The organism is Streptomyces thermolilacinus SPC6, from assembly GCF_000478605.2.
Classification (GTDB): Bacteria; Actinomycetota; Actinomycetes; order Streptomycetales; family Streptomycetaceae; genus Streptomyces; species Streptomyces thermolilacinus.
The window spans coordinates 3,878,543-3,903,340 of sequence record NZ_ASHX02000001.1; the positions used below are offsets into that span (position 1 = coordinate 3,878,543).

General features: G+C 73.3%; 20 protein-coding genes and 1 tRNA gene. 7 read left to right on the top strand and 14 right to left on the bottom strand.

The annotated features are described in order from the left end of the window. Nucleotides 1-180 precede the first annotated feature (180 nt). Complete coding sequence (locus tag J116_RS16870; protein ID WP_028964155.1) at nt 181-960, top strand: LuxR C-terminal-related transcriptional regulator; 780 nt, start codon at nt 181-183, stop codon at nt 958-960. Here the strand turns inward: J116_RS16870 and J116_RS16875 are convergent. Continuing rightward, nucleotides 919-1,416: a MarR family winged helix-turn-helix transcriptional regulator gene (locus J116_RS16875; RefSeq protein ID WP_023588253.1), complete on the bottom strand. Its 498-nt coding sequence runs from the start codon at nt 1,414-1,416 to the stop codon at nt 919-921. The genes J116_RS16870 and J116_RS16875 overlap by 42 nt on opposite strands. A gap of 130 nt (nt 1,417-1,546) precedes the next feature. On the opposite strand from J116_RS16875, the gene J116_RS16880 reads away from it, so the two are divergent. Beyond that, on the top strand, nt 1,547-2,374 hold the full coding sequence (locus J116_RS16880) for a trans-aconitate 2-methyltransferase (protein WP_023588254.1): 828 nt from the start codon (nt 1,547-1,549) through the stop codon (nt 2,372-2,374). Nucleotides 2,375-2,379: 5 nt separating this feature from the next. Beyond that, nucleotides 2,380-2,742: a VOC family protein gene (locus tag J116_RS16885; RefSeq protein ID WP_023588255.1), complete on the top strand. Its 363-nt coding sequence runs from the start codon at nt 2,380-2,382 to the stop codon at nt 2,740-2,742. Nucleotides 2,743-3,510: 768 nt separating this feature from the next. Here J116_RS16885 and J116_RS16890 read toward each other — a convergent pair. Both J116_RS16890 and J116_RS16895 read right to left on the bottom strand, forming a co-directional pair. Continuing rightward, nucleotides 3,511-4,185, bottom strand: coding sequence for a TetR/AcrR family transcriptional regulator (locus J116_RS16890; RefSeq protein WP_069818303.1), 675 nt, complete (start codon nt 4,183-4,185; stop codon nt 3,511-3,513). Further along, a complete protein-coding gene (locus J116_RS16895; RefSeq protein ID WP_023588257.1) occupies nt 4,182-5,156 on the bottom strand; it encodes an acyl-CoA desaturase in 975 nt (324 codons plus the stop codon). Before J116_RS16895 ends, J116_RS16890 begins: the two co-directional genes overlap by 4 nt. Before the next feature lie 436 nt (nt 5,157-5,592). Between J116_RS16895 and ppc the strand changes: the two genes are divergently transcribed. Beyond that, nucleotides 5,593-8,322: a phosphoenolpyruvate carboxylase gene (ppc, locus tag J116_RS16900; protein WP_023588258.1), complete on the top strand. Its 2,730-nt coding sequence runs from the start codon at nt 5,593-5,595 to the stop codon at nt 8,320-8,322. 120 nt (nt 8,323-8,442) lie between these two features. Here ppc and J116_RS16905 read toward each other — a convergent pair whose 3' ends face one another. From J116_RS16905 to J116_RS16935, 7 genes are all read right to left on the bottom strand, one after another. Then, nucleotides 8,443-9,237, bottom strand: a complete 795-nt coding sequence (locus tag J116_RS16905) for an LPXTG cell wall anchor domain-containing protein (protein ID WP_023588259.1) — start codon at nt 9,235-9,237, stop codon at nt 8,443-8,445. Nucleotides 9,238-9,454: 217 nt separating this feature from the next. Next, nucleotides 9,455-9,928: a hypothetical protein gene (locus J116_RS16910; RefSeq protein WP_023588260.1), complete on the bottom strand. Its 474-nt coding sequence runs from the start codon at nt 9,926-9,928 to the stop codon at nt 9,455-9,457. Between the two features lie 55 nt (nt 9,929-9,983). Beyond that, complete coding sequence (pth, locus tag J116_RS16915; protein ID WP_023588261.1) at nt 9,984-10,580, bottom strand: aminoacyl-tRNA hydrolase; 597 nt, start codon at nt 10,578-10,580, stop codon at nt 9,984-9,986. A gap of 145 nt (nt 10,581-10,725) precedes the next feature. After that, nucleotides 10,726-11,307, bottom strand: coding sequence for a 50S ribosomal protein L25/general stress protein Ctc (locus tag J116_RS16920; protein ID WP_023588262.1), 582 nt, complete (start codon nt 11,305-11,307; stop codon nt 10,726-10,728). Between the two features lie 259 nt (nt 11,308-11,566). Beyond that, nucleotides 11,567-12,544 carry a ribose-phosphate diphosphokinase gene (locus J116_RS16925; protein WP_023588263.1) on the bottom strand — a complete coding sequence of 326 codons (978 nt, stop codon included), beginning with the start codon at nt 12,542-12,544 and terminating at the stop codon, nt 11,567-11,569. 111 nt (nt 12,545-12,655) lie between these two features. Then, complete coding sequence (gene glmU, locus J116_RS16930; RefSeq protein WP_023588264.1) at nt 12,656-14,101, bottom strand: bifunctional UDP-N-acetylglucosamine diphosphorylase/glucosamine-1-phosphate N-acetyltransferase GlmU; 1,446 nt, start codon at nt 14,099-14,101, stop codon at nt 12,656-12,658. A 120-nt stretch (nt 14,102-14,221) separates the two neighbouring features. Continuing rightward, a tRNA-Gln gene (locus J116_RS16935) sits at nt 14,222-14,294 on the bottom strand. 183 nt (nt 14,295-14,477) lie between these two features. Here J116_RS16935 and J116_RS16940 point away from each other — a divergent pair. Then, entirely contained in the window at nt 14,478-15,866 is a 1,389-nt protein-coding gene (locus tag J116_RS16940) for a sensor histidine kinase (protein WP_023588265.1), read from the top strand. A gap of 767 nt (nt 15,867-16,633) precedes the next feature. Here the strand turns inward: J116_RS16940 and J116_RS16945 are convergent. Together J116_RS16945 and J116_RS16950 are read right to left on the bottom strand one after the other, a co-directional pair. Further along, complete coding sequence (locus J116_RS16945) at nt 16,634-17,122, bottom strand: SUKH-3 domain-containing protein (RefSeq protein WP_023588266.1); 489 nt, start codon at nt 17,120-17,122, stop codon at nt 16,634-16,636. An 11-nt stretch (nt 17,123-17,133) separates the two neighbouring features. Continuing rightward, nucleotides 17,134-17,673, bottom strand: a complete 540-nt coding sequence (locus J116_RS16950; RefSeq protein WP_023588267.1) for a YwqJ-related putative deaminase — start codon at nt 17,671-17,673, stop codon at nt 17,134-17,136. Nucleotides 17,674-17,904: 231 nt separating this feature from the next. Between J116_RS16950 and J116_RS16955 the strand changes: the two genes are divergently transcribed. Beyond that, nucleotides 17,905-18,888 carry an HNH endonuclease gene (locus tag J116_RS16955; RefSeq protein ID WP_023588268.1) on the top strand — a complete coding sequence of 328 codons (984 nt, stop codon included), beginning with the start codon at nt 17,905-17,907 and terminating at the stop codon, nt 18,886-18,888. A 14-nt stretch (nt 18,889-18,902) separates the two neighbouring features. Continuing rightward, nucleotides 18,903-21,806, top strand: coding sequence for an SUKH-4 family immunity protein (locus J116_RS16960; RefSeq protein WP_023588269.1), 2,904 nt, complete (start codon nt 18,903-18,905; stop codon nt 21,804-21,806). A gap of 42 nt (nt 21,807-21,848) precedes the next feature. Here J116_RS16960 and J116_RS16965 read toward each other — a convergent pair whose 3' ends face one another. Together J116_RS16965 and J116_RS16970 are read right to left on the bottom strand one after the other, a co-directional pair. Continuing rightward, nucleotides 21,849-22,355, bottom strand: coding sequence for a hypothetical protein (locus J116_RS16965; RefSeq protein WP_028964158.1), 507 nt, complete (start codon nt 22,353-22,355; stop codon nt 21,849-21,851). Nucleotides 22,356-22,527: 172 nt separating this feature from the next. Then, on the bottom strand, nt 22,528-24,786 hold the full coding sequence (locus J116_RS16970) for a hypothetical protein (RefSeq protein ID WP_023588271.1): 2,259 nt from the start codon (nt 24,784-24,786) through the stop codon (nt 22,528-22,530). Nucleotides 24,787-24,798 lie beyond the last annotated feature (12 nt).

Sequence of the window (24,798 nt, forward strand, 5' to 3'; positions counted from 1 at the left end):
ACGCTGATGGACAGCATCGGTGGGGGCCGGTGCCGATCAGGGGGCGAGAGCAGTCGGGTACGGCGCGCCCGGGGCGGGGTAGCACTCACAGCACGGCGGCGGCCGCGCGGTCCATGTGAGGGCACCGGCTCCGGGCGCCGTATCCGCGCCGGTCCGCTTCCTCGACGCATGGGGGTGTCCATGGTCCGCATCCGGGTCCTGGTGGTGGACGACCACCGCATCTTCGCCGAGTCGCTCGCCGCGGCGCTGGCGGCCGAGCCCGACGTGGACGTCACCGCGGCGGGCAGCGGCCCCGCCGCGCTGCGCTGCCTCGACCGGGCGGCCGCCGAGGGCCGCCGGTTCGACGTGCTCCTCGTCGATGCCGACCTGGGCGTGGCCACGGGCCGGACCGCCGGGCAGGCCGTCGCGCGGGTCGTCCCCGACGGCGGCGCGGCCGACGGCATCGTGGACGGGATCTCCCTGGTCGCCGGGGTGCGCGAGGCCCAGCCCGCCGTACGGATCGTGGTGCTCGCCGAGAGGGACGACCCGGGCCGCGCCGCCCTCGCCCTCCAGGCGGGGGCCAACGGCTGGGTGGCCAAGGACTGCTCCCTCCAGCGGCTCCTCGGCGTGATCCGGGGCGTCCTGCGCGACGAGACCCATCTGGCGCCCGCGCTGCTCACGGGCGTGCTGCGGGAGCTGACGGCCGCCCGCAAGCACCGCACGGACAGCGAACGGCTCGTGGAGTCCCTGACGCCGCGCGAGCGGGAGGTTCTGCGCTGCATGGTCGCGGGCCTCGGGCGCAAGGCCGTCGCCGAGCGCCTCTTCCTGTCGCCGCACACGGTCCGTACGCATATGCAGAACGTGCTGGGCAAGCTCGGCGTGCACTCCACGCTCGCGGCGGTCGCGCTGGCCCGCCGGGCCGGGGTCGGGCCCGCCGAATCAGCCGGGGATGTTGTCGAACGGGGCGGTCAGCTGGCGTAGCAGCGCCGCCAGATCGGCGCGCTGGGCGCGGGACAGCTGCGCCAGGATCGCCCGCTCCTGATCGAGCAGCCCGGCGAGCGCCTGGTCGGCGCGGTCGCGGCCCTCGGCCGTGAGGCGTACGAGGACACCGCGCCGGTCCGTCGGGTCGGGCAGCCGCTCCACGAGGCCCTTCTTCGCGAGCCGGTCGATGCGGTTGGTCATCGTGCCGGACGTGACGAGCGTCTGCGTGAGGAGCTGGCCGGGGGAGAGCTGGTACGGCGCGCCCGCGCGGCGCAGCGACGTGAGGACGTCGAACTCCCACGGCTCCAGCTGGTGCTCGGCGAAGGCGAGGCGGCGGGCCCGGTCCAGGTGGCGCGCCAGCCGGGACACCCGGCTCAGCACCTCGAGCGGCTCCACGTCGAGGTCCGGGCGCTCGCGGCGCCATGCAGCGACCAGACGGTCCACCTCGTCCTCCATGACGATCAGTGTAGGCGATCTGTCGATATGAAGTCTCTTGATGTCAAGAAATACCGTCCGTACGATTGAGGGGGCCCCGACTGGAGCAACGTTTGGCTGAGATATCTCGTACCAGCAAGGGGAATTGACCATGCGATCCGCACCGATTTGGGACCCTCGGCAGTATCTGCGCCACTCCGGCCACCGCGCGCGGCCGTTCTTCGATCTGCTGGCCCGGATCCCCGAGCTGCCCGCCGCGAAGGAGGGGCGGCCCGCCCGCATCGCCGACATCGGCTGCGGGCCAGGCAACATCACCGCGCTGCTCGCGGATCGCTGGCCGGACGCGCACATCACCGGGTTCGACCTCTCGCGCGAGATGCTCGACATGGCCGAGCGGGACCACGCCGGGCCCACGCCGGGCGGCGGCCGCATCGACTTCCGGCGCGCGGACGCCGCCGGGTGGGTGCCCGACGAGCCGTACGACCTGATCGTCTCCAACGCGGCGCTCCAGTGGGTGCCGGGGCACGCCGAGTCGTTCGGCGGCTGGCTCGACGGGATCGTGCCCGGCGGCACGCTCGCCTTCCAGGTGCCGGCCAACTTCACCTCGCCCAGCCACGCCCTGCTGGCCGAACTGTGCGAGTCCCCGCGCTGGCGCGACCGGCTCGGCGACCACGCGCGGGGGTACGTCCACATACTTCCGGCGACGGAGTACCTGGAGCGGCTGGCCGACCTCGGGTGCGCGGCCGACGTGTGGGAGACCGTGTACGCCCAGCTCCTCCAGGGCGAGGACCCGGTCCTCGACTGGACCAAGGGCACGGCCCTGCGGCCGGTGCTGACGGCGCTCGGTGAGGACGCGGAGGCGGTGGCGGAGTTCCTGTCGCAGTACCGGGACCTGCTGCGCAAGGCGTACCCGCCGGGCCCGCACGGCACGGTGTACCCGTACCGCCGCGTCTTCGCGGTCGCCCGGAAGGAGTACTGAACGTCATGCTGACCGCTGTCGATCACGTCCAGCTCGCGGCGCCCGCCGGTTCGGAGGACGCGATGCGCGCGTACTACGTGGGCGCGCTCGGGATGACGGAGATCCCGAAGCCGCCGTCGCTCGCCGCGAACGGGGGGTGCTGGTTCCAGTCGGGTGCGGTGCAGCTGCACGTGGGCATCGAGGCGGGTTTCCGGCCCGCGCGGAAGGCGCATCCGGGGCTGCGGGTGCGGGGGATCGAGGCGTACGCGGCGCGGCTGGCGGCGCACGGGGCGCCGGTGGTGTGGGACGACAAGCTGCCGGGTCACCGCCGCTTCTACTCCGAGGACCCGTACGGCAACCGCCTCGAGTTCCTGGAACCCGCCCCCTGACCCGGGCCCCCGCCCTTGGGGCCCGACCCGAGGGCCCCGAGCCCACCCCCTGGCCCCGAGCGCCTTGGGCCCGTGCCCCCGGCCCGAGCTGGCCCTGAGCCCGTGCCCGGCCCGGAGCGCCCTGAGCCCGTGCCCCCAGGTGCGGCCCTCGCCCCCCCCGCACCCGGAGCGCCCGGCCGCTGTGCCGGGGCCCGAGCGGTGCCCGCACCGTGCCGGGCCTGCGGACGGGGGCTGTCGCCCCCCCCCGTTGGGGGCAGGCGTCCCGCAAGGGGCGGTGGGGGTCCCCCCTGGTCGAGCGAAGCCGAGACCTTGGGGGAGGGTGGGCACAACGGGGTACCCCGCCCCGGAGGGCGCGCACCTGTGCGTGAGGCGCTGGACGTGGCGCCCTACAGGTCCGCTGTGCCCACCCGTTCCGCCCTCTGGGCGGACCAGCTGCCCACAGCGGAGCGGACGCGCACGGCAGCGCGCCCCGCACGGGCGGCCGGACCGCAGCGGAGGCGGCCCGCATGGGCGTGTCACGCAGCAGGATCACTGGGGGCGTGCGGTCATCGAGTCGGGCCCGCCGCACACAGCGGTCGGCGGAGCCCCAGGGGGCCAGGGGCGCAGCCCAAGGCAAGGCGCCGTGCTGGGGGCAGAGGGCGCTGCCGCGCCGGGGCTCGGGCCGGCAGGAGGTCGGGTGCCCCCCAGGGGGCCAGGCGGCCAGGGGAGCAGGGGTGTGGCCCCCACGGGCGGCGGGAGGGCCGGTGGGGGGCTACAGGGGGTGCGGCGTCAGGACTTCCGGTGGCCTATGAGGCGGGGCTTCTGCTCCAGCCCGTCCAGCCCATGCCAAGCCAGGTTCACCAGATGCGCCGCCACCTCCGCCTTCTTCGGCTTGCGCGCATCCAGCCACCACTGCCCCGTCAGGGCGACCATCCCCACCAGCGCCTGCGCGTACAGCGGGGCCAGCTTCGGGTCGAAGCCCCGGGCCTTGAACTCGAGGCCCAGGATGTCCTCCACCTGCGTGGCGATGTCCGAGATCAGCGACGCGAACGTGCCCGTGGACTGCGCCACCGGCGAGTCCCGCACCAGGATGCGGAAGCCGTCCGTGTACGTCTCGATGTAGTCCAGCAGCGCGAACGCCGCCTGCTCCAGCAGCTCACGCGGATGCCCCGCCGTGAGCGCGCCGGTCACCATGTCGAGGAGCTGGCGCATCTCGCGGTCCACCACGACCGCGTACAGCCCCTCCTTGCCGCCGAAGTGCTCGTACACGACCGGCTTCGACACCCCGGCCTTCGCCGCGATCTCCTCCACCGACGTGCCCTCGAAGCCGCGCTCGGCGAACAGCGTCCGGCCGATGTCGAGCAGCTGCTGGCGCCGCTCGGCACCCGTCATCCGGACCCGGCGCCCGCGCCGGGGCTTGTCGCTGCTGGTACCACTGCCGTCGATCGCCACGCCGTCCATCATGCCGCGTTCGCGGAGCTCGCCTGGCGGCGGGCTTCGATGCGGGCCTCGGTGGGCCAGCGCACGTCGTACGCCCAGCCCAGCTTCTCGAACCAGCGGATCAGCCGCGCGCTGGAGTCGATCTGCCCGCGCATCACGCCGTGCCGGGCGCTCGTCGGGTCGGCGTGGTGCAGGTTGTGCCACGACTCGCCGCACGACAGGACGGCCAGCCACCACACGTTGCCCGAGCGGTCACGCGACTTGAACGGGCGCTTGCCCACCGCGTGGCAGATCGAGTTGATCGACCACGTCACATGGTGCAGCAGCGCCACCCGTACCAGGGAGCCCCAGAAGAACGCCGTGAACGCGCCCCACCACGACATGGTCACCAGGCCGCCCACCAGCGGCGGGATCGCCAGCGACACGACCGTCCACAGCACGAACTGGCGGGAGATCCGCCGCAGCGCCGGGTCCTTGATCAGGTCGGGGGCGTACTTCTGCTGCGGGGTCTGCTCCTCGTCGAACATCCAGCCGATGTGCGCCCACCACAGGCCCTTCATCAGCGCGGGGACCGTCTCCCCGAACCGCCACGGCGAGTGAGGGTCGCCCTCCGCGTCGGAGAACTTGTGGTGCTTGCGGTGGTCCGCCACCCAGCGGACCAGCGGTCCCTCCACCGCCAGCGACCCCATGATCGCCAGCGCGATCCGCAGCGGCCGCTTCGCCTTGAACGAGCCGTGCGTGAAGTACCGGTGGAAGCCGATCGTGATGCCGTGGCAGCCGATGAAGTACATCGCCGTGAGCAGCCCCAGATCGAGCCAGCTCACCCCCCAGCCCCAGGCCAGCGGCACGGCCGCCACCAGGGCGAGGAACGGCACGATGATGAAGAGGAGCAGGGTGATCTGCTCGATGGAGCGCTTGCTGTCGCCGCCGAGCGTGGCGGACGGAAGGTCTTTCTGCTGCGTGCTTTGGTCGAGCACTTCCGGGCTCATGGTCATGGGCGTCCTCCAGGAGTGAGGCGGATGGTTCACGGATCTGACGGATGAGTCGGGTACCCCGAGCGCGTCGAAAGCCGACCTGTGCGTCGGGTACCTCGCGTGCCCCGGTCTGCTCGCGTACGTCCGGGTGATGGGAGAAACGGGGGACTTCCGGGGCGAACGGGATGGGAGACGGAACGGGACGTACGGTGCCCGCTGGCTACGGTGCCGTAACCTACGGAGACGTAAGTATGGCAGCGCCCCGGCCCGCGGCAAGAGGGCTGCGAGCGGCGTGGCCCGGACGGACACCTATCCTGGTTCCGTCGGACAGCGCGGTCCGCAGCGTCCCGCTGGGATCGCCTCGCGCCAACCGGCCGGTAGCGCGAAGGGGCATTCCCCGGGGACACCTCAGCAGTACCCCCTCCAGACGTGCTCATCACTGCAAGGAGCCGCACCTGTGAGCAGTGCCGACCAGACCCCTTCCGCAAGCGCCGAGCTGCGCGCCGACATCCGCCGACTGGGTGACCTGCTGGGCGAGACGCTCGTACGGCAGGAGGGGCCCGAGCTCCTCGAACTCGTCGAGAAGGTCCGCCGCCTGACCCGCGAGGACGGCGAGGCCGCCGCCGAGCTGCTCGGCGACACCGACCTGGAGACCGCCGCCCGGCTGGTCCGCGCCTTCTCCACCTACTTCCACCTGGCGAACGTCACCGAGCAGGTCCACCGCGGCCGCGAGATGCGGACGCGCCGCGCCGCCGAGGGCGGCCTCCTCGCCCGTACGGCGGACATGCTCAAGGACGGCGACGCGGAACACGTCCGCGAGACCATCCGCAACCTCAACGTCCGCCCCGTCTTCACCGCGCACCCCACCGAGGCCGCGCGCCGCTCGGTGCTGAACAAGCTCCGCCGGATCGCCGCCCTCCTCGACGAGCCGGTCACCGCCGCCGACCGCCGCCGCCACGACCTGCGGCTCCCCGGGGACATCGACCTCATCTGGCAGACCGACGAGCTGCGCGTCGTCCGCCCCGAGCCCGCCGACGAGGCCCGCAACGCCATCTACTACCTGGACGAACTGCACGCCGGCGCCGTCGGCGACGTCCTGGAGGACCTGGCCGCCGAGCTGGAGCGCGTCGGCTACGAGCTGCCGCCCGGCACCCGCCCGCTGACCTTCGGCACCTGGATCGGCGGCGACCGCGACGGCAACCCCAACGTGACCCCGGCCGTCACCTGGGAGGTGCTGATCCTCCAGCACGAGCACGGCCTCACCGACGCCATCGAGATGATCGACGAGCTGCGCGGCCTGCTGTCGAACTCCATCCGGTACGCGGGCGCCACCCAGGAGCTGCTCGACTCCCTCCAGCGGGACCTGGACCGGCTGCCCGAGATCAGCCCTCGCTACAAGCGGCTCAACGCCGAGGAGCCGTACCGGCTCAAGGCCACCTGCGTCCGGCAGAAGCTCGTCAACACCCGCGAGCGCCTCGCGAAGGGCACCCCGCACCAGGAGGGCCGCGACTACCTCGGCACCGCCGAGCTGCTCCAGGACCTCGCCCTCATCCAGACGTCGCTTCGCGAGCATCGCGGCGGCCTCCTCGCCGACGGCCACCTGGACCGCACGATCCGCACCCTCGCGGCGTTCGGCCTCCAGCTCGCCACGATGGACGTACGCGAGCACGCCGACGCCCACCACCACGCGCTCGGCCAGCTGTTCGACCGGCTGGGCGAGGAGTCGTGGCGGTACGCGGACATGCCCCGCGAGTACCGGCAGAAGCTGCTCGCCAAGGAGCTGCGCTCGCGCCGCCCGCTCGCCCCGACCCCGGCGCCGCTCGACGCGGCCGGGCAGAAGACGCTCGGCGTGTTCCACACGGTGAAGGCGGCGTTCGAGCGGTTCGGGCCCGAGGTCATCGAGTCGTACATCATCTCGATGTGCCAGGGCGCCGACGACGTGTTCGCCGCCGCCGTCCTCGCCCGCGAGGCCGGTCTGATCGACCTCCACGGGGGCTGGGCGAAGATCGGCATCGTGCCGCTGCTGGAGACGACCGACGAGCTGAAGGCCGCCGACGTCATCCTCGACGACATGCTCGCCGACCCGTCCTACCGGCGGCTCGTCTCGCTGCGCGGCGATGTGCAGGAGGTCATGCTCGGCTACTCCGACTCCTCCAAGTTCGGCGGCATCACCACCTCCCAGTGGGAGATCCACCGCGCCCAGCGCAGGCTGCGCGACGTGGCCCACCGCTACGGCGTGCGCCTGAGGCTGTTCCACGGCCGCGGCGGCACCGTCGGCCGGGGCGGCGGCCCGTCGCATGACGCGATCCTCGCCCAGCCCTGGGGCACCCTGGAGGGCGAGATCAAGGTCACCGAGCAGGGCGAGGTCATCTCCGACAAGTACCTGATCCCGTCCCTGGCCAGGGAGAACCTGGAGCTGACCGTCGCCGCGACGCTCCAGGCGTCCGCCCTGCACACCGGGCCGCGCCAGCCGCAGGAGTCCCTGGCCCGCTGGGACGCCGCGATGGACACCGTCTCGGAGGCCGCCCACACGGCGTACCGGGCGCTCGTCGAGGACCCGGACCTCCCGGCGTACTTCTTCGCCTCCACGCCCGTGGACCAGCTCGCGGAGCTGCACCTCGGCTCCCGCCCGTCCCGCCGCCCCGACTCGGGCGCCGGGCTCGACGGACTGCGGGCCATCCCGTGGGTGTTCGGCTGGACGCAGTCGCGGCAGATCGTGCCCGGCTGGTTCGGCGTCGGCTCCGGCCTGAAGGCGCTGCGCGACGCGGGCCTCGACGACGTGCTCGCCGAGATGTACGAGAAGTGGCACTTCTTCCGCAACTTCCTGTCGAACGTCGAGATGACCCTCGCCAAGACGGACCTGCGGATCGCCCGCCACTACGTGGACACGCTCGTCCCCGAGCCGCTGAAGCACGTCTTCGCCACCATCGAGGCCGAGCACGCCCTCACCGTGGAGCAGGTCCTGCGCGTCACCGGCGAGCGGGAGCTGCTGGACGCGCAGCCCGCGCTGCGGCGGACGTTCCAGATCCGCGACGCCTACCTGGACCCGATCTCCTACCTCCAGGTCGCCCTGCTGAAGCGGCAGCGCGACGCGGCGGACGCGGGCGAGCCCGCCGACCCGCTGCTGGCCCGGGCGCTGCTGCTCACGGTCAACGGCGTGGCGGCCGGTCTGCGCAACACCGGCTGACCTTGCTTCGGGCGTCCTTCGGGCGTCCTTCGGGGCATGTGAAACGGGCCCCCGCCGGATTCGCTCCGGCGGGGGCCCGCTCGTGTCCCCGCGCACGTTCTCCGTGCGCGGGGGGCGTCATCAGTGCTGCTGGGCCTTGCGGCGGCGCATCACCAGGAAGGCGCCACCACCGACGAGCAGCGCGGCCGCGGCGGCGAGGGCGCCCACGGGGGCGCTGCTGCCGGTCTCGGCGAGGTCACCGGTCGTGGCGCCCTCGGAGGCGGACGGCGCGGCGGTCGGCGCGGTCCCGCCCGGGGTCGTCTCGGACGGCGCGGGCGTGCCCGGCGTCTCGGACGGGGTGCCCGACGGGTTCTCCGACGGGGTGCCCGAGGGGTTCTCGGACGGGGTGCCGGACGGGTTCTCCGACGGGGTGCCGGACGGGTTCTCCGACGGGGTGCCCGAGGGGTTCTCGGACGGGGTGCCGGACGGGGTGCCGGACGGGTTCTCCGACGGCGTGGTGCTCGCCGGGCAGGTGTGCGACAGGTTGAACTTCTTCAGGTCGCCGCCCTTCACCTCGGCGACGACCGAGGTCAGCTTGGCGCCCGGCGCCGACGCGACGTAGGCGTGCTTGTCGGACGGCGGGCCGAAGTCGGTGATGACCTGCTGGCCGCCGGGCTCGAAGGTGACCGTCAGCTTGACGAAGTGGGACTCGTTGCCGGGCAGGACGAAGTGCCAGCCGTCCTGGTCGGCCGGGATGTCGGCGCAGTTGCCGAATCCCTTCTGGGGGGCGCCCTCGTCGGTCGCGACGCGCGGCACCTCCTGGCGCAGCACGGGGGAGTAGGTGTCGCCACCGGCGGCGTGGGCGGCGGGAGCGAGCATCAGGCCGCAGGCCGCGGCCGCCACCAGAGCGCCGGTGGTCTTGGAAAGGGTGCGCATGGGCAGTCCAACGTGAGAGATGACTGAGGCCGTGGGGGGCGGCTCAGCTTCCTGTGAGCTCGCACACCAGTCAAGGAGGATTAGGGGTGTTCAGGAGGGGTTTGTCCCGCCTGTTCCCCGCACCGGAGGCAAAGATTTCGCCAAATCTGGTTTGGTTGTACGGAAGTCCGTGCGGGTTCTGCAACAACCTGGCCGAAAAGGCCCCCCTGACGCTCCGTCAGAGAGCCAGGAACGACGCCAGCAGCAGCACTCCGCCCGCCGCTCCGGCGCCCCAGGCGAGGCGGGGCCGGCGCAGTCCGCCGCCGATCACCAGGGACGCCAGCAGCAGCGCGCCGCCCAGCGGCAGCCACGCGTGCAGCCCGCCCGCCCAGCCGGTGCGCACCGCCTCGGTCGTGTCGGGTTTCACGACGACCTCGTACCGGCCGTCCTTCTCGACGGCGACGGACCGGGCGATGGTCATGTCCGTACGGGACGGGGCGCCGGGCCCCTCGGGCACGAACCGGCCCGTGCACACCTCGTCGCCGCAGCCGGTGACCGTCATGGTGCCGTGCTCACGGCCCTGGGAGAGCAGCACGTGCTGCGCGGTGCCCCAGGACGCCCAGACGCCCGCGACCACCAGGACCAGGGCGACCAGCGCCATGGCGGTGACCCGGGCGTAGGGGAGCAGGGAAGTCCGCTTCTTCGGGCTCATGGGGCGCGATCCTTGGCCATGGGACGGCGCCCGGTCAATCCCGGCGGCCGGTTCGTCAGGAGTTGTACGTGGACCGGGCCCGCTCCAGGCCCTCGGTGACCAGCGCCTCGACGGCGTCGGCGGCGCGGTCCACGAAGTACGCCAGCTCCTTGCGCTCGGCGGAGGAGAAGTCCTTGAGGACGAAGTCCGCGACGGGCATCCGGCCGGGCGGGCGGCCGATGCCGAACCGCACCCGGTGGTAGTCGGGGCCCATCGCCTTGGTCATCGACTTGAGGCCGTTGTGGCCGTTGTCGCCGCCGCCCAGCTTGAGGCGGAGCACCCCGTAGTCGATGTCCAGCTCGTCGTGGACGGCGACGATGTGGCCGGTGGGCACCTTGTAGAAGTCCCGCAGCGCGGTGACGGGCCCGCCGGAGAGGTTCATGTACGACATGGGCTTGGCGAGCACGACCCGCCGCCCGGCCGGTCCGGGCGGCCCGATCCGCCCCTCCACGACCTGTGCCTGCGCCTTGCCGTGCCGCTTGAAGGAGCCGCCGATCCGCTCGGCGAGGAGGTCGACCACCATGAAGCCGACGTTGTGCCGGTTTCCCGCGTAGTCGGGGCCCGGGTTGCCAAGACCCGCGATCAGCCAGGGGGCGCTGGCGTCCGTCGTCATCTGCGTCTGCCTCCAGGAAGCTCCGGGAAAGGGGTGTGGGGGGTGCTCGGCGCCCCCCCCACGACGACGGCGGGCCGGCGCCGCGGCCGGGAAAGCCGCGACGCCGGCGCCGGCGTCAGAGCGCGGCCGGGGCCGCGGTCGGTGCTCAGGCCTCGGCGGACTCTTCGCCCTCGGCGGCCGGCTCCTCGGCCTGGGCGGCCAGGACCTGCAGGACGACGGTGTCCTCGTCGACGGCGAGGGTGACGCCCTTGGGCAGCGGGATGTCCTTGGCGAGGACGGAGGCACCGGCCTCCAGGCCCTCGACGGAGACGGTCAGGGACTCGGGGATGTGGGTGGCCTCGGCCTCGACGGGCAGGGCGTTCAGCACGTGCTCGAGCAGGTTGCCGCCGGGGGCGAGCTCGCCCTCGGTGTGGACCGGGATCTCGACGTTGACCTGCTCGCCGCGGTTCACGAGCAGCAGGTCGACGTGCTCGATGAAGCCCTTCAGCGGGTCGCGCTGCACGGCCTTCGGGATGGCCAGCTCGGTCTTGCCCTCGAACTCCAGCGCCAGCAGGGCGTTGGAGGTCTTGAGCGCCATCATCAGGTCGTGGCCCGGCAGGGTCAGGTGGACCGGGTCGGTGCCGTGGCCGTACAGGACGCCGGGAACCTTGCTCTCGCGGCGGATGCGGCGGGCGGCACCCTTGCCGAACTCGCTGCGGGTCTCGGCGGTGAGCTTCACCTCGGACATGGCGCACTCCTCGTATGCGTGGGGCGGATATCTGGTCGCGGTCACTCGGCCACGACTGGACTTGGCCTGCTACGAAGAGCGCGTCGATAACGGACCGCCGCGGTCACCAGGACCACGGCCTCCCTCGCCGAGCAACTCCGACAGTCTACTCGGCCCCCCGCGCCCCACCCAATCGATCACCGGTCCACAACCCGTGGCACGCCGAAGGCCGCCTCCCGGGCGGGGGAGGCGGCCTTCCAGGCGTCAGCGGCTGCTACGGCTACTGCTGCTCCTCGAAGAGGCTCGTGACCGAACCGTCCTCGAAGACCTCGTGCACGGCGCGGGCGATCGTCGGCGCGATGGACAGCACCGTGATCTTGTCGAGCTCCAGCTCGCCCGGCGTGGGCAGCGTGTTCGTCAGGACGAACTCGCTGACCTTGGAGTTCTTAAGCCGGTCCGCGGCCGGGCCGGAGAGGATGCCGTGCGTCGCGGTGACGATGACGTCCTCGGCGCCGTGCGCGAACAGCGCCTCGGCGGCGGCGCAGATGGTGCCGCCCGTGTCGATCATGTCGTCCACCAGGACGCACACCCGGCCCTCGACCTCGCCGACGACCTCGTGGACGGTCACCTGGTTGGCGACGTCCTTGTCGCGCCGCTTGTGGACGATCGCCAGCGGGGCGTCCAGCCGGTCGCACCAGCGGTCGGCGACCCGTACGCGGCCGGCGTCCGGGGAGACGACGGTCAGCTTCGAGCGGTCCACCTTCGCGCCCACGTAGTCCGCGAGGACCGGCAGCGCGGTGAGGTGGTCGACCGGGCCGTCGAAGAAGCCCTGGATCTGGTCCGTGTGGAGGTCCACGGTGAGGATGCGGTCCGCGCCCGCCGTCTTGAGCAGGTCCGCGACGAGACGCGCCGAGATCGGCTCGCGGCCCTTGTGCTTCTTGTCCTGGCGGGCGTAGCCGTAGGACGGGATGATCACGGTGATGCTCGCGGCGGAGGCCCGCTTCAGAGCGTCGATCATGATCAGCTGTTCCATGATCCACTTGTTGATCGGAGCCGTGTGGCTCTGGATCAGGAAGCAGTCCGCGCCGCGCGCCGACTCCTGGTAGCGGACGTAGATCTCACCGTTGGCGAAGTCGAAGACCTTCGTCGGCACCAGGGCGACACCCAGCTGATGTGCGACCTCCTCGGCCAGCTCGGGGTGGGCGCGGCCGGAGAAGAGCATCAGCTTCTTCTCGCCGGTCGTCTTGATCCCGGTCACAGCACTGTCTCCTCAGACGTGTTCTCTGGCCGCGTGTCCCGTGTTGCCGCGAACCAGCCGAATTTGTGTGCACGTATCACGGTACGCCCAGTACGACGTACGTGTTTTCGGTCAGCCTTCGCCGCCGGTCCCCTCCGACGCCGCCGAGGCGGCCTGCGCGGCGGCGCTGCCGGGCCGCTTCCGGGCGACCCAGCCCTCGATATTCCGCTGCTGACCACGGGCCACGGCCAGCGCACCGGCCGGCACGTCCTTGGTGATCACGGAGCCGGCGGCCGTGTACGCGCCGTCCCCGACCGTGACAGGAGCCACAAACATGTTGTCGGACCCGGTCTTGCAGTGGGACCCGATCGTCGTGTGGTGCTTCTTCTCACCGTCGTAGTTCACGAAGACGCTCGCGGCGCCGATGTTCGTGTACTCGCCGATGGTGGCGTCGCCCACGTACGACAGGTGCGGCACCTTCGTGCCCTCGCCGATCGTCGCGTTCTTCGTCTCGACGTACGTCCCGACCTTGCTCTTGACGCCGAGCCGCGTGCCCGGGCGGAGGTACGCGTACGGGCCCACGGAGGCGCCCTCGCCGACCTCGGCGCCGTCCGCCACCGTGTTGTCCAGACGGGCGCCCCGGCCGACCTTCGTGTCCTTGAGGCGCGTGTTGGGGCCGACCTCGGCGTCCTCCGCGATGTGCGTGGCGCCCAGCAGCTGCGTGCCCGGGTGGACCACCGCGTCCCGCTCGAACGTCACCGTGACGTCCACCTGCACGGACGCCGGGTCGATCACCGTCACGCCGTCGGCCATGGCCCGCTCCAGGAGGCGCCGGTTGAGCAGCGCGCGCGCCTCGGAGAGCTGGATCCGGTTGTTGATGCCGAGGATCTCGCGGTGGTCGCCCGCGACGGACGCGCCGACGCGGTGCCCGGCCTCGCGCAGGATGCCCAGCACGTCGGTGAGGTACTCCTCGCCCTGGCTGTTGTCCGTGCGGACCTGGGCGAGCGCGTCCGCCAGGAGCCGCCCGTCGAACGCGAACACCCCGGAGTTGATCTCCCGGACGGCCCGCTGCTCCTCGGTGGCGTCCTTGTGCTCCACGATCGCGGTGACGGCGCCCGTCTCAGGGTCGCGCACGATCCGGCCGTAGCCGGTCGCGTCGGGGACCTCGGCGGTCAGCACGGTCACGGCGTTGCCGTCGGCGGAGTGCGTCGCGGCCAGCGCGCCCAGCGTGTGCCCGGACAGCAGCGGCGTGTCGCCGCACACGACGACGACGGTGCCCTCGACGCCGCCCAGCTCCTCCAGCGCCATGCGCACGGCGTGGCCGGTGCCGTTCTGCTCGTACTGGACGGCGGTGCGGGTACCGGCGTAGTGCTCCTGGAGGTGCGCGGTGACCTGCTCGCGGGCGTGGCCCACGACGACGCAGAGGTGCCCGGGGTTCAGCTCGCGCGCGGCGGAGACGACGTGTCCGACGAGGGAGCGGCCGCAGATCTCGTGCAGGACCTTCGGGGTCTTGGACTTCATGCGGGTGCCCTCACCCGCGGCGAGGACGATGACTGCGGCCGGGGGGTTGGCGCTCACGGGTGGGCCCTTCGGCTTCGGGTGGTGGACACCCGCAGGATACCGGGGGGTATCGGAGCCGGAACGAGCGCGGGTCCCGACCGTTGAGGCCGGGACCCGTACGAGAGGTGGGGTGGGCGGCTCCCCCATCAGGATTCGAACCTGAACATACGGGACCAAAACCCGCAGTGCTGCCTGATTACACCATGGGGGATCAGTCCGGCTGAACCGCACACGGGGTCGGGTCGCCGGACCGGCACGCAACACTATGCCGTACGGGGCGGCCTCCGTGCGACGGTGCCCGGCGCGGGGCTCCCGGGCGGCCGCGGGGTGCGGGGGACGGGGCCGCGTGACGGGGGCCGGTACGGGGCCGGGGGCCGCCCGTAGGCTGGGACGCATGACCACAACGGGGGCGCACCAGGACGCCGCGGGCATGACCGCCCGCGGATTCGGGTGGTGGGGGAGGCGGCGCGGAGCCGCGCTGGACATCGGACTCGGGGTCGTGTCGGCCCTGGAGTGCGCGGCCGAGGGCGTCGGCTTCGCGGAGAGCACGCACCTGCCGGTGCCGGTGGGGGTGCTGTTCGGGCTGGTCGCCGGTTCGGTCCTCGTCGTACGGCGGCGCTGGCCCATCGCCGTCGTCCTCGTCTCCATCGCCGTCACACCCGCCGAGATGGGCTATCTGATGGCCGTCGTCGGGCTGTACACGCTCGCCGCGTCCGAGGTGCCGCGCCGCATCACGGCGGCGCTCGCCGGAATGTCGCTGGTGGGGGTGTTCCTGGTGACGTTCGTGCGGCTGCGGCAGGACGTCGCCGCCGCCGACTTCGACCCGGGCGCCTGGTACGTGCCGCTCGTGTCGGTGTTCATGTCGGTCGGGCTGAGCGCGCCGCCGGTGCTGTTCGGGCTCTATATAGGGGCGCGGCGGCGGCTGCTGGAGAGCCTGCGCGAGCGCGCCGACTCCCTGGAGCAGGAGCTGTCGCTCCTGGCCGACCAGGCGGAACAGCGCGCCCAGCTCGCCCGCACGGAGGAGCGGACCCGCATCGCGCGGGAGATGCACGACGTGGTCGCGCACCGGGTGAGCCTCATGGTGGTGCACGCGGCGGCGCTCCAGGCGGTGGCCCTGAAGGACCCGCAGAAGGCGGTGCGGAACGCGGCGCTGGTGGGGGAGATGGGGCGGCAGGCGCTGACGGAGCTGCGGGAGATGCTGGGCGTACTGCGGGCCGACCCGTCGCCCATGGCGTCCGGCGCGACCGGACCGGCGGGGTCGGCGCGGCCGGCGGGGGCGGCTGCGTCGGCGGGGTCCACGAGGTCGGCGGCGGAGCCGCTGGCGGCGGTGGGACGGGCAGCGGCCGCGGCTGCGGCCTCGGCGGCGGGGCGGCCGCCGGGCCCGGAGGACGGGCCGGGGCTGGGCGGCCTGGATGAGCTGGTCGAGCAGTCCCGCGCGGCGGGGACGGCCGTCGAACTGCTGGTGCGGGGCGAGGCGCGGGCGTACGCCCCGGAGGTCGGGCAGACCGCGTACCGGGTGGTGCAGGAGGCGCTGACGAACGTCCACAAGCACGCTGCGGGCGCGAAGGTCGTCGTACGCCTGGCGCACCGGGAGGGCGAGGTGGCCGTGCAGGTCGAGAACGGCCCCTCCGACGCGGCCGCGACCGACGCCGACCTGCCGAGCGGCGGGAACGGACTGGTGGGGATGCGGGAGCGGGTGACGGCGCTGGGCGGGGTGTTCGTGTCGGGGCCCACGGAGGAGGGGGGCTTCCGAGTGAGCGCGATCCTCCCAGCGCCAGCCTGACCCTTGGGGGTACCCCCGGCCACCCCTTGGCGCGCGGCGCCCGCCCCATGCCGGGGTACCCCCGGCCACCCCTTGGCGCGCGGCGCCCGCCCCATGCCGGGGTACCCCCGGCCACCCCTTGGCGCGCGGCGCCCGCCCCATGCCGGGGTACCCCCGGCCACCGGCGGCGCGGGGCGCCTCTCGCGTGTCGGGGTGCCGCTGGTGCGTGATGCCTCCTGTTGCGGGCGCCCCCGCCGGCCCGGGTCCCACCCCCCGCGGCTCCCGTCCCCGTGCGGGTCCGGCCGGTCCAGGACCTCAGCCCCTCGGCGGGACCGCCGCCGGAGCGCCCCCACCCTGCGGGCCCAGCCCACGCCATGCGGGCCCAGCACATCCGAGCGGTGCGCCCTGCGGGCCGGGCCCGCCCCGTGCGGGGCCACCGCTGCTGACCGCTGTCCCTTGAGGGCGGCGGCAACACACAACCAGTTGTGGGCAGCTGGCCCGCCAGGGGCGGGACGGGTGGGCACAACGGGGTACCCCGCCCGGGAGGTTGCGCACCTGCGCGGCAGGCGCTGGGACCGGCACCCGGCAAGTCCGCTGTGCCCACCCGTTCCGCCCGGCGGAACGCGTGCCCACAGCGGAACGCCCGCAGCGCAGTGCGCCCCGCAAGGCGGGACGGACCAGCGGGGGCACCCCGCATTCAGGGGCGGCGGGCGTCAGGCGGTGGCGGGGAGGGCGCTCAAGCATGGTGGCCCCGCACCGGGCGGGCCCGGGCCGCAGGGGCTCGGCCCTCAGGGGTTGGTGAGGCGCGTGGGGTGGGCGCCGGTGATGAGCGCCGACAGCGCGTGATCGATGTCCACCCCCAAGTACCAGTCCCCCGCATGATCCAGCCCGTACACCCGCCCTTCCAGGTCGATCGCGAGCACCCCCCGCTCATCCCCCTCGACGCCCAGCGGCGCCAGCTCCGTCTCCAGCGCCCGCCCCAGGTCCGACAGGCTCCGCGCCAGGTGCAGCCCCGCCAGCGGGTCCAGCAGCAGCGGGCTGGGCGCGACCTGCCGCCCCTGACCGGGCGGTACGATCCGCAGCCCCCCGAACTCGGCCCACGCCTCCACCGCCGCGGGGAACACGCTGTGCCGGTGCCCCGCCGGGGACACATGGGACCGCAGCGTGTCGGCCCACTGCTCGGCGCGCTGTATGTCCCAGCGGCCCGGCTGCCAGCCCGCCTCCCGCAGGGCGGCGTCCACGGCGACGGGGAAACGGGTGGTGTTGAGGTCGGGCATGGCGTGTGCGGTCAGCCGTTCTGGTGGGACGAGGTCGGATCGACGGAACGTACACCGAAGTGCGCGAGGAGCGCCGCGCAGGACCGGCACGGCGCGGCGTAGCTGCCGTGCAGCGGGTCGCCGTCCTCCCGGATGCGCCGGGCCGTGATCTTCGCGTTCTTCAGCGACCGCTTGGCCTCACCGGCCGTCAGCGGCTTGCGCCGGGCCCGCTTGGACCGGCTGTTCTCCGCGGCCGTCAGATGCCGCGACAGCAGGATCGCCTCGGGGCAGCGCCCGGTGAACCGTTCCCGCTGCCCGCTGGTGAGCGTGTCCAGGAAGTCCTGTACGAGGGGGTGCAGCACGGGCGGCTGGTTGCCGCGCGCCGCCGTGCACGTGAGGGTCTCGCCGCGCACCGACAGCGCCGCGCCGACCGTCGGCAGGATGCCGTCCCGGCGGTGGCGCAGCACGGGCGCGCGGTCCGGGGCGGCGGCGCTCCACGAGAGGCGCGGGTCCCCGCCGCCGGGCCCGGTTGTGTGGGCGGCGGGTGGCGTTCCTGGTTGCGCTGTGTGCATGGTGCGTACTGTTTCCCCTCTGTGCAATCCCCCCAGTTGCGTGGACAGACTGCCAAATGGGTGAGGAGATGGGAAACGAGGTCGCTGAATCGGCTCATCGGTGTGTCGCGGCATCGCTGATCGGTCACCCGCACGTGACGCTTCGTGACCGCCGCGGAGGTCGGGTCCGCCCTCTGGACCCACCGCATAGGCTGTGCTGAACCAGCCAGCAGCAGCCAGGGGGCAACCGCCATGACGACAGGTCGGCTCGGGCATCAAGCCGCGCCGCCGAACGCGGCATACGCCGGGCAGGTCGTGCACTTCCCGGACCCCGTCCGGGCCGCCCGCCACCCTAGAGGGGTGCGGGTGGACGCCGACGGCTTCCCGGACTTCTCCCCGTACGCGCGCGCCGCCGCGGAGATCGCCGAACCCCCCGAGGGCTTCGGCGTGGACGAGCTGCGGCTGACGGACTACGTCTCCGCGAACGCCGCGCTCAAGGCCGACGGACACCCCCTGTGGGAGACGCTCCCCGCCGTGGCGACCCCGCACGGCTGGACCTGGCACCACGTCCCGCGCACCCGCCGCATGGAACTGGTCCCCGTCGAGGTGAAGGCCCTGCTGCGGCACCACGGCGGGCTCACCACGGCGGCCGTCGACCAGGGCAAGCGCGGCACGCGGCCCCTCCAGGAGACCCGCCCCGCCCACTTCGGACTGCCGCGCGGCGCCGTGTCGGTGACGGAGACGCAGCTCCAGGGCGTCGAGGAGGACCTCGGCTACCGGCTGCCCGGCGCGTACCGCTCCTTCCTCAAGGCGGCGGGCGGCTGCGCCCCCGTCGGCGTGGCCCTCGACGCGGAGCTGGGACTGCTGGTCGACCAGCCGTTCTTCACGGTCCGTGACGAGGCGGGCCTCAACGACCTCGTGTACGTCAACAAGTGCCTGCGCGACCACCTGACCAAGGACTACCTGGGCGTCGCGTTCGTCCAGGGCGGCCTGGTCGCGGTGAAGGTGCGCGGCGCCGGGGCGGGCTCGGTGTGGTTCTGCCCGTACGACGACGCGCGGGACGGCGACGGGTCGGCGATCGAGGAGCGCATGGAGCGGCTGCTGCTGCCGTGCGGCGATGACTTCGACGAGTTCCTGCGGCGACTGGCGGGCAGCCCGCCGGAGCTGGAGACGGTGGCGAACCTGATGGTGGACGGCGGCTTCGCGCGCGCCGTCCCCGTCACGGGTGAAGGGTGACGGGTGACGGTCCGATGGTGACGTTCGCGCAGGCGCAGGAGCGCGCCGAGGAGTGGATCAACGGCGATGTGCCGCCGTACCAGCACCGCGAGGTGCGGGTGCGGGAGTTCGAGCTGGGCTTCGTCGCCTGGGCGGAGGACCGCCCCGACGGCCCGTCGTCGGACGGCGGCGGCCAGCGGCTGGTCATCGCCCGCGACAGCGGGGAGGCGACGCTGTGGCCTTCGCTGCCGGTCGGCGAGGTGATCCGGCGGTACGAGGAGGAGTACGGCACCGCCGCCGGGGCCCAGGCCCCGCCGCCCCGCGAGCCGGAGCGCATCGACCTGAACCAGACGTCGTTCCTGCTGACCCCGCCCGAGTGGCTCCAGGACGCCGCCGACCGCATGGGCATCCCGGACCGCCGCGGCGACGAGGGGCGGCCGGGGGCGGGCGACGGTTCCGGTACGGGTGCCTCAGCCGGTGCCGACGCGGGCGCGGGCTCGTCGGGGGGTGCGCCCGCGGAGGGCGCGACACCGCCGCCGTTCGCGCCGCCCGCGCAGCCCGATCCGGACACGGGCCCGCGCGAAGCGGCCCCGGCCGACGGGGCCGTACAGGAGGACGCCGTCCCGGGCGGCACGCCCGCGCGGGACGCCGAGCCGCGGGACGGGGACGCCGAGCCGCGTGACGCCGTGCCGTTCGCGGTACCCGCGCCCGGCGGCACCGGGACCGGCGACGGCGCCCCGGCCGGCGGTACGGTTCCCGCCCCCAGGGACGCCGTACAGGACTCCGCCCCGGCACCCGTACAGGACTCCGCCCCGGATTCCGTCCCGGACTCCGCCCAGGATTCCGCCCCGGACCACGAGCCGACCGCGCAGGACGGTGTGCCCGTCACGCCGCCGTCCACCGCGCACGCCACCCCGCCCCCCTCCGCCTGGAACGACACGAGCGCCTCCGCCGACGCGGCCGACGACGTCTCCGTGCCGCTCCCGGCGACCGTGTTCGCGCCGCCCCTGTCGGGTTCGGACGACGACGACACGCCGCCGCCCGCGGTGCCCGCCGACGCGCCGACCGCGCTGATCCAGGGCGGCAGCCAGCTTCCGCGTACGGCCATCGCGCCCGCCATCGACGTGGACGCCGCCGACATCGCCGACGCGGCCACGGCGAAGGCGACCCTGCCGCCGCGCGCGCCCGGGAGCGGTCCGCGCGGGGGCGGTTCGACGACCCCGCCGCCGCCGGGCGCTCCGGGTACGCCGGGTGCGCGCCCGCCCGCCGGTACGCCGACCCCGCCGCCCGCGCCCGCGTCCGGCCCGGGTGCGCCCGGCGCGCCCGCGGGCGGGTACGTACCGACGCAGCTGGTCGCGCAGCTCGGCCCCGACGGGCCGAAGCCGCCCGGTCCGCCCGCGCCTCCCGGTTCGACGCCGCCGCCGGGTGGCAGCGGGAGCGTGGACATGGCGCAGACGATGCTGGCCCAGCCGGGGCCGGGCGGCCCCGGTGTGCCGCCGCCCCCGGGCCCGCCCGGACCTCCGGGACCTCCCGGAGCGCCTGGTGGGCCTGGTTCGACACTGCCGCCGGGTGGCGGCGGCAGTGTGGACATGGCGCAGACGATGCTCGCCCACCCGGGTCCGGGTGGCCCCCCGGCGCCGCCCGGCCCGCCCGGTGCGCCGGGCGCCGGGGTGCCCGCGCCGCCGCCTCCGCCCGGTGCGCCCGGCGGGACGCCTCCCGGCGGGGTGCACCACGCGGCGACGATGCTGGCCCACCCGGGTCCTGGCGGCCCGCCCGCGCCCCCCGGCCCGCCGGGAGCACCGGGCATGCCGGGCACGCCCGGAGCCGTACCGCCTCACGGGGCGACGCCGCCGCCCGGAGCCGTGCCGCCGCCTGGTGCGACGCCGCCCGGGGCGATGCCGCATCCCGGAGCCGTACCGCCCCCCGGCGTACCCGCGTACGGGTACCCGCACCAGCCCGGCGGCCTGCCGACGGTCGGGCCCGGCTACCAGGTGGTGCTGCGCTACCGGGCGCCGGACGGTTCGGAGGCGCAGATCATCCGGCGTTCCGCGCCGGGCACCCCGCACCCGGAGTGGCAGATCCTGCACGAGCTGCGCGCCATGAACGTGCCGCCGCAGCAGGTGCTGGAGCTGCACACGGAGCTGGCGTCGTGCGAGCTGCCCGGCGGGTACTGCGCCCGGATGATCCGCGAGACGTGGCCGCAGGCGCGCATCACGTCGATCGCGCCGTACGGGCGTGACCACGCGAGCCGCCAGCAGGGCATGCGCCAGCTGATCGCGCACCAGGGCGAACTGCACCAGGTGGCGGACGGCCCCGCGCGCCCCGCGCCGGTACGGGCTCCGCTGCCGCAGGTGGCGCCCGCGCCGCCGATCCCGCCGGAGGGCATCGCGCAGGAACTGGCGGGGGCGTTCGGGCCGCACGGCATCTGCCGGTTCGACCAGCGGGCGGTGTCCCGCCAGGGCGTACCGGAACTGGTCGCCCGCACCCTCGTGTGGGCGGGCCTGCCCGCGGACTTCGGGCCGTTCTTCTGGGCGCAGCCCGCGCAGCCGGTCGTCCCGACGCTGGCCGAACTGGCCATGCAGCGCCAGGTCCAGCCGGCGCCGGACGCGGGCTCGTACCTGGTGCTCGGCTCCGACTTCGGCCGGGCGATCTGCGTCCAGTACGGCACGGCGCACATCGTCGCGGTCCCGGTCGAGGCGGGCCCGGGCGGCCAGTCGGTGGCCCCGCAGTTCGTGAACACGGGCCTGCCGGAGTTCACCCGCTGCCTGGCGCTGCTGGGCCGTATGTGGCGCCTGCGCTTCGGCCTGACGCCCGAGCAGGCGGGCCGCTGGACGGTCGACTTCCAGGCCCAGCTCGCCATGCTGGACCCCGCGGCCCTGGCCTCCCCGGAGAGCTGGTGGTCGGTCCTCCTGGAACAGATGTGGGACGGCCTGCTGTAACCGACGGCGGCCCCGGCATGTCACGTGCCCGGGGCCGCCGCGTCACTTCACGGCCGCGGGCGGCTGAGCGGGCACCACAGGCTTGTTCGTACACCCGAGGGCCTTCACCATGACCCGCGCGGAGTGGAGCAGGTGGGTGTAGTGGACACGAGCGCTGCTTTCGTTGGTGAGGCTGTCCTCCAACTCGCCTTTGAGCGGCGCGCCGTCCAGTTGTCCTGGATCGGCTTCCGGTATCCGGCACGCCACGTGTACCGCGTACGTGCCGCGGCCGACCGCGCCGGGAAGCCCCTCGACGGGGGGCCGCCACGACGAGGTCAGAACGATGTCGTCGTTCACCCGCACCATGGAGCCCCGCCCCGGGGGCCTGACCGCGCCGAGTCTGTCCTTGGAGACTTCGTACGCGAGCCGGTACCGCGCCGTGTTCGCCGGACCGCTGATGGAGCACACCCGCACGGACTGGGTGCCGTTTCCGTACGGTGTCTGCGGACCCCAGGCCCGGAAGTCGTCGAGGAGCAGGTCGCGCGCTTCGGTGAAGTCGTAGGACGCCATGAAGCCCAATGTGCCGCCGTGTGTACGACCGCTGAGCCAGGTGATCGCGGAATCCGGCAGAGCCTTCTCGCATCTTGCGCGGTCGTCGGTCGGCGTCTCGTGTCGTGGGCGTTCCGCACAGCCGCTGAGACACGCGGCCAGCAACGCCAGGGGCAGCAGCTTGCGTCGCATGTCAGTGGCCCCGCCTGTCGTCGGTGTCGCTGAGATTCCGGCCGGCGCCGTACCTGCTCTCAGCGTCGTCACGCATGTCTCTCACCTGCTGTTCGGAAAGCCCTTGTGACTCGGCCCACGCCAGGAGCGGGATCATCGCCCGCCTCTCACCAGCCGCACGCGCGTCATCCAGGCCGGCGACGGCTTCAGCGGTGTTGTCGTACTTGTTCGCTTCGAGCCAGTCCATCATCTGCGTCTGCACATGTGTCTCCACGGCGCCGCCCGCGGTCTCGATCGCGACGGGGATGAGAAGGGCGCCGACACCGGTACCTGTGACGAGGGCGGTACCCACTCCGACACCGGCTCCGACGACAGCCGAGGTGACGTACTGGCGCCAGGCTGCCTGCTTCTGAAGTTCAAGATTTCGTTGGGTGGCGTCGTCCGCGAACTCCTTGCCGATGGATTCCGACCGGGCCTCGTCCAACACCCCGTGCATGTAGACGCTGTGCGTGCCGATGCTCTGGGCGTCCGCCGGGTGCCCAGTCGTCGCCATCATGCTCGTGCCGTAGAGCTGCTGAGCGGCGGACACCGTCTCGAAGGCGTCCTGGTCCGAGGCGAGCGCGCGGAGGAAGGCGGCGCTGTCACCACGGCCGAAGTCCGCGAGCCGGTAGCGGTCCAGCCCGTACAGGCGGTCCCGTCCCGTGTGGTCGCCGCTCCCGCCGAAATCGTCGACGGAATAGTTCAGGCTGTCGATGTGTCCTGCCGCCATGCGCGCGAGGCTGGGGCGGATGCCGTCCTGCTGGTCGATGACGTCGGTGGATTCGTAGTGACCCACCAGTCTCGCCATCAGAGCGAGGCGGTCGGCGCGATCCTCGATCTGCTGACGTGAGCCCAGAGCCGGTGGCTGCGGGTTGACGGCGTCGGAGGGGTAGCCCAGTGTCGCCGATTCCAGGGCGCTGCCCAGGTGCGCGTAGCCGGGAGTCCTGCCGTCGAAGTCCGTCGGCCAGACGCGGGCGTCGGACCCCGGATCGCCGATCAGGTAGCCGAGATTGTCGACCATTTGAAGCCCATGCGAGCCGCCGTTCCTCCCGCCGAAGAACTGCAGGGAAGCCTCCGGGTTGTGGCTCAGCGCCTGAAGGAACCCGTGCATCGGGTCGCCCGCGGTGAGCGGGGAGGTGTTCCTCGGATAGTCGAGCTGCTGTTGCGGAGAAAGGCTCCACAGGTTCTTCGTGCCGCCGTACCCGGGATCAGAACGCTCGAACTCGATCAGCTTGGTGCCGTACGAGGTGAGGAAGCCCGCGTCCCAGGTGCCGTGGCGCATCAGGGCGCTGGTCACCTGGAAGCCGTAGGGGCCGCAGCCGCCGATGCGGTCGTCGCCCGCGGCGATGATGCCGCTCTTCCACTTCGTGATCGCGGGTGAGGTGCCGTGGCTGGCGGTGGCCAGGGTGGTTCCGAGGAACTTCTGGGTGTCCGCCAGGAGTTCGGCGCGCAGGTTGCCCGGGCGGGGCCCTTGATGCGGACCGCCTGCGAGTTCGCGCCACAGCTCCAGGGTGCCCGTGGCGTTGAGGCGGGTGGCGAAGTTCTCCGCGAAAGCCGGGTTGTCCCGGTGCTGGCGCATCAGCGTGTTGAACCGCTTGAGCTCGGCGTCCGTCATGTCGGGGCCCTTGGCGGCGAGCTGCAGAGCGGCGTTCAGGTCGGCGAGGCCCTGCACTCTGTCGGCGTCCTTGAGGCCGCGATAGCCCGTCTCGTCGAAGTCGTGGGTGCTCTTGGCGTGGCGGTGCAGCGCACGGCTCGCGATCCGATCGGTCTCGGACGCGGCCTCCACGATGGAGGCGATCTCAGTCGCGGCAGCCTGGAGGCGCTCGGGGGCCACCGCCTCGTCGGGGGTCGAGTTGTCGGCGTGCCGGACGACCCGGTGCGCTCGGCCCTGACCGTCGAAGGCGATGTTCTCCCCGCGCCAGCGGTCGACGGCGGCTCTGAGCGCCCGCTGGTGCCCCGCCAACGCCGTGTGCGCGTCGCGCAGCACGGCGTGGATGCTGCGGGCCTCGGTGAGGATGTCGGTGAACTGCTGGGCGGTCTTCGTGGTGAACGCCTTCGTGACGGCTGCGTTGTCGCCCTTCCAGTCGGCGGTCTGCGCCTTGGCGGCGAAGTCGGCCGCGTTCGGTCCGCCGTCGCCGCCCTGCGCGAGAGACGTGAGCTTGCGGACCATCTGTTCCCAGTGGTCGACCGCCGTGCCGAGCTTGCCGAGGCGTAAGTCCTGAAGTTGCCGCAAGGTCACCATGATGTGTCGCCC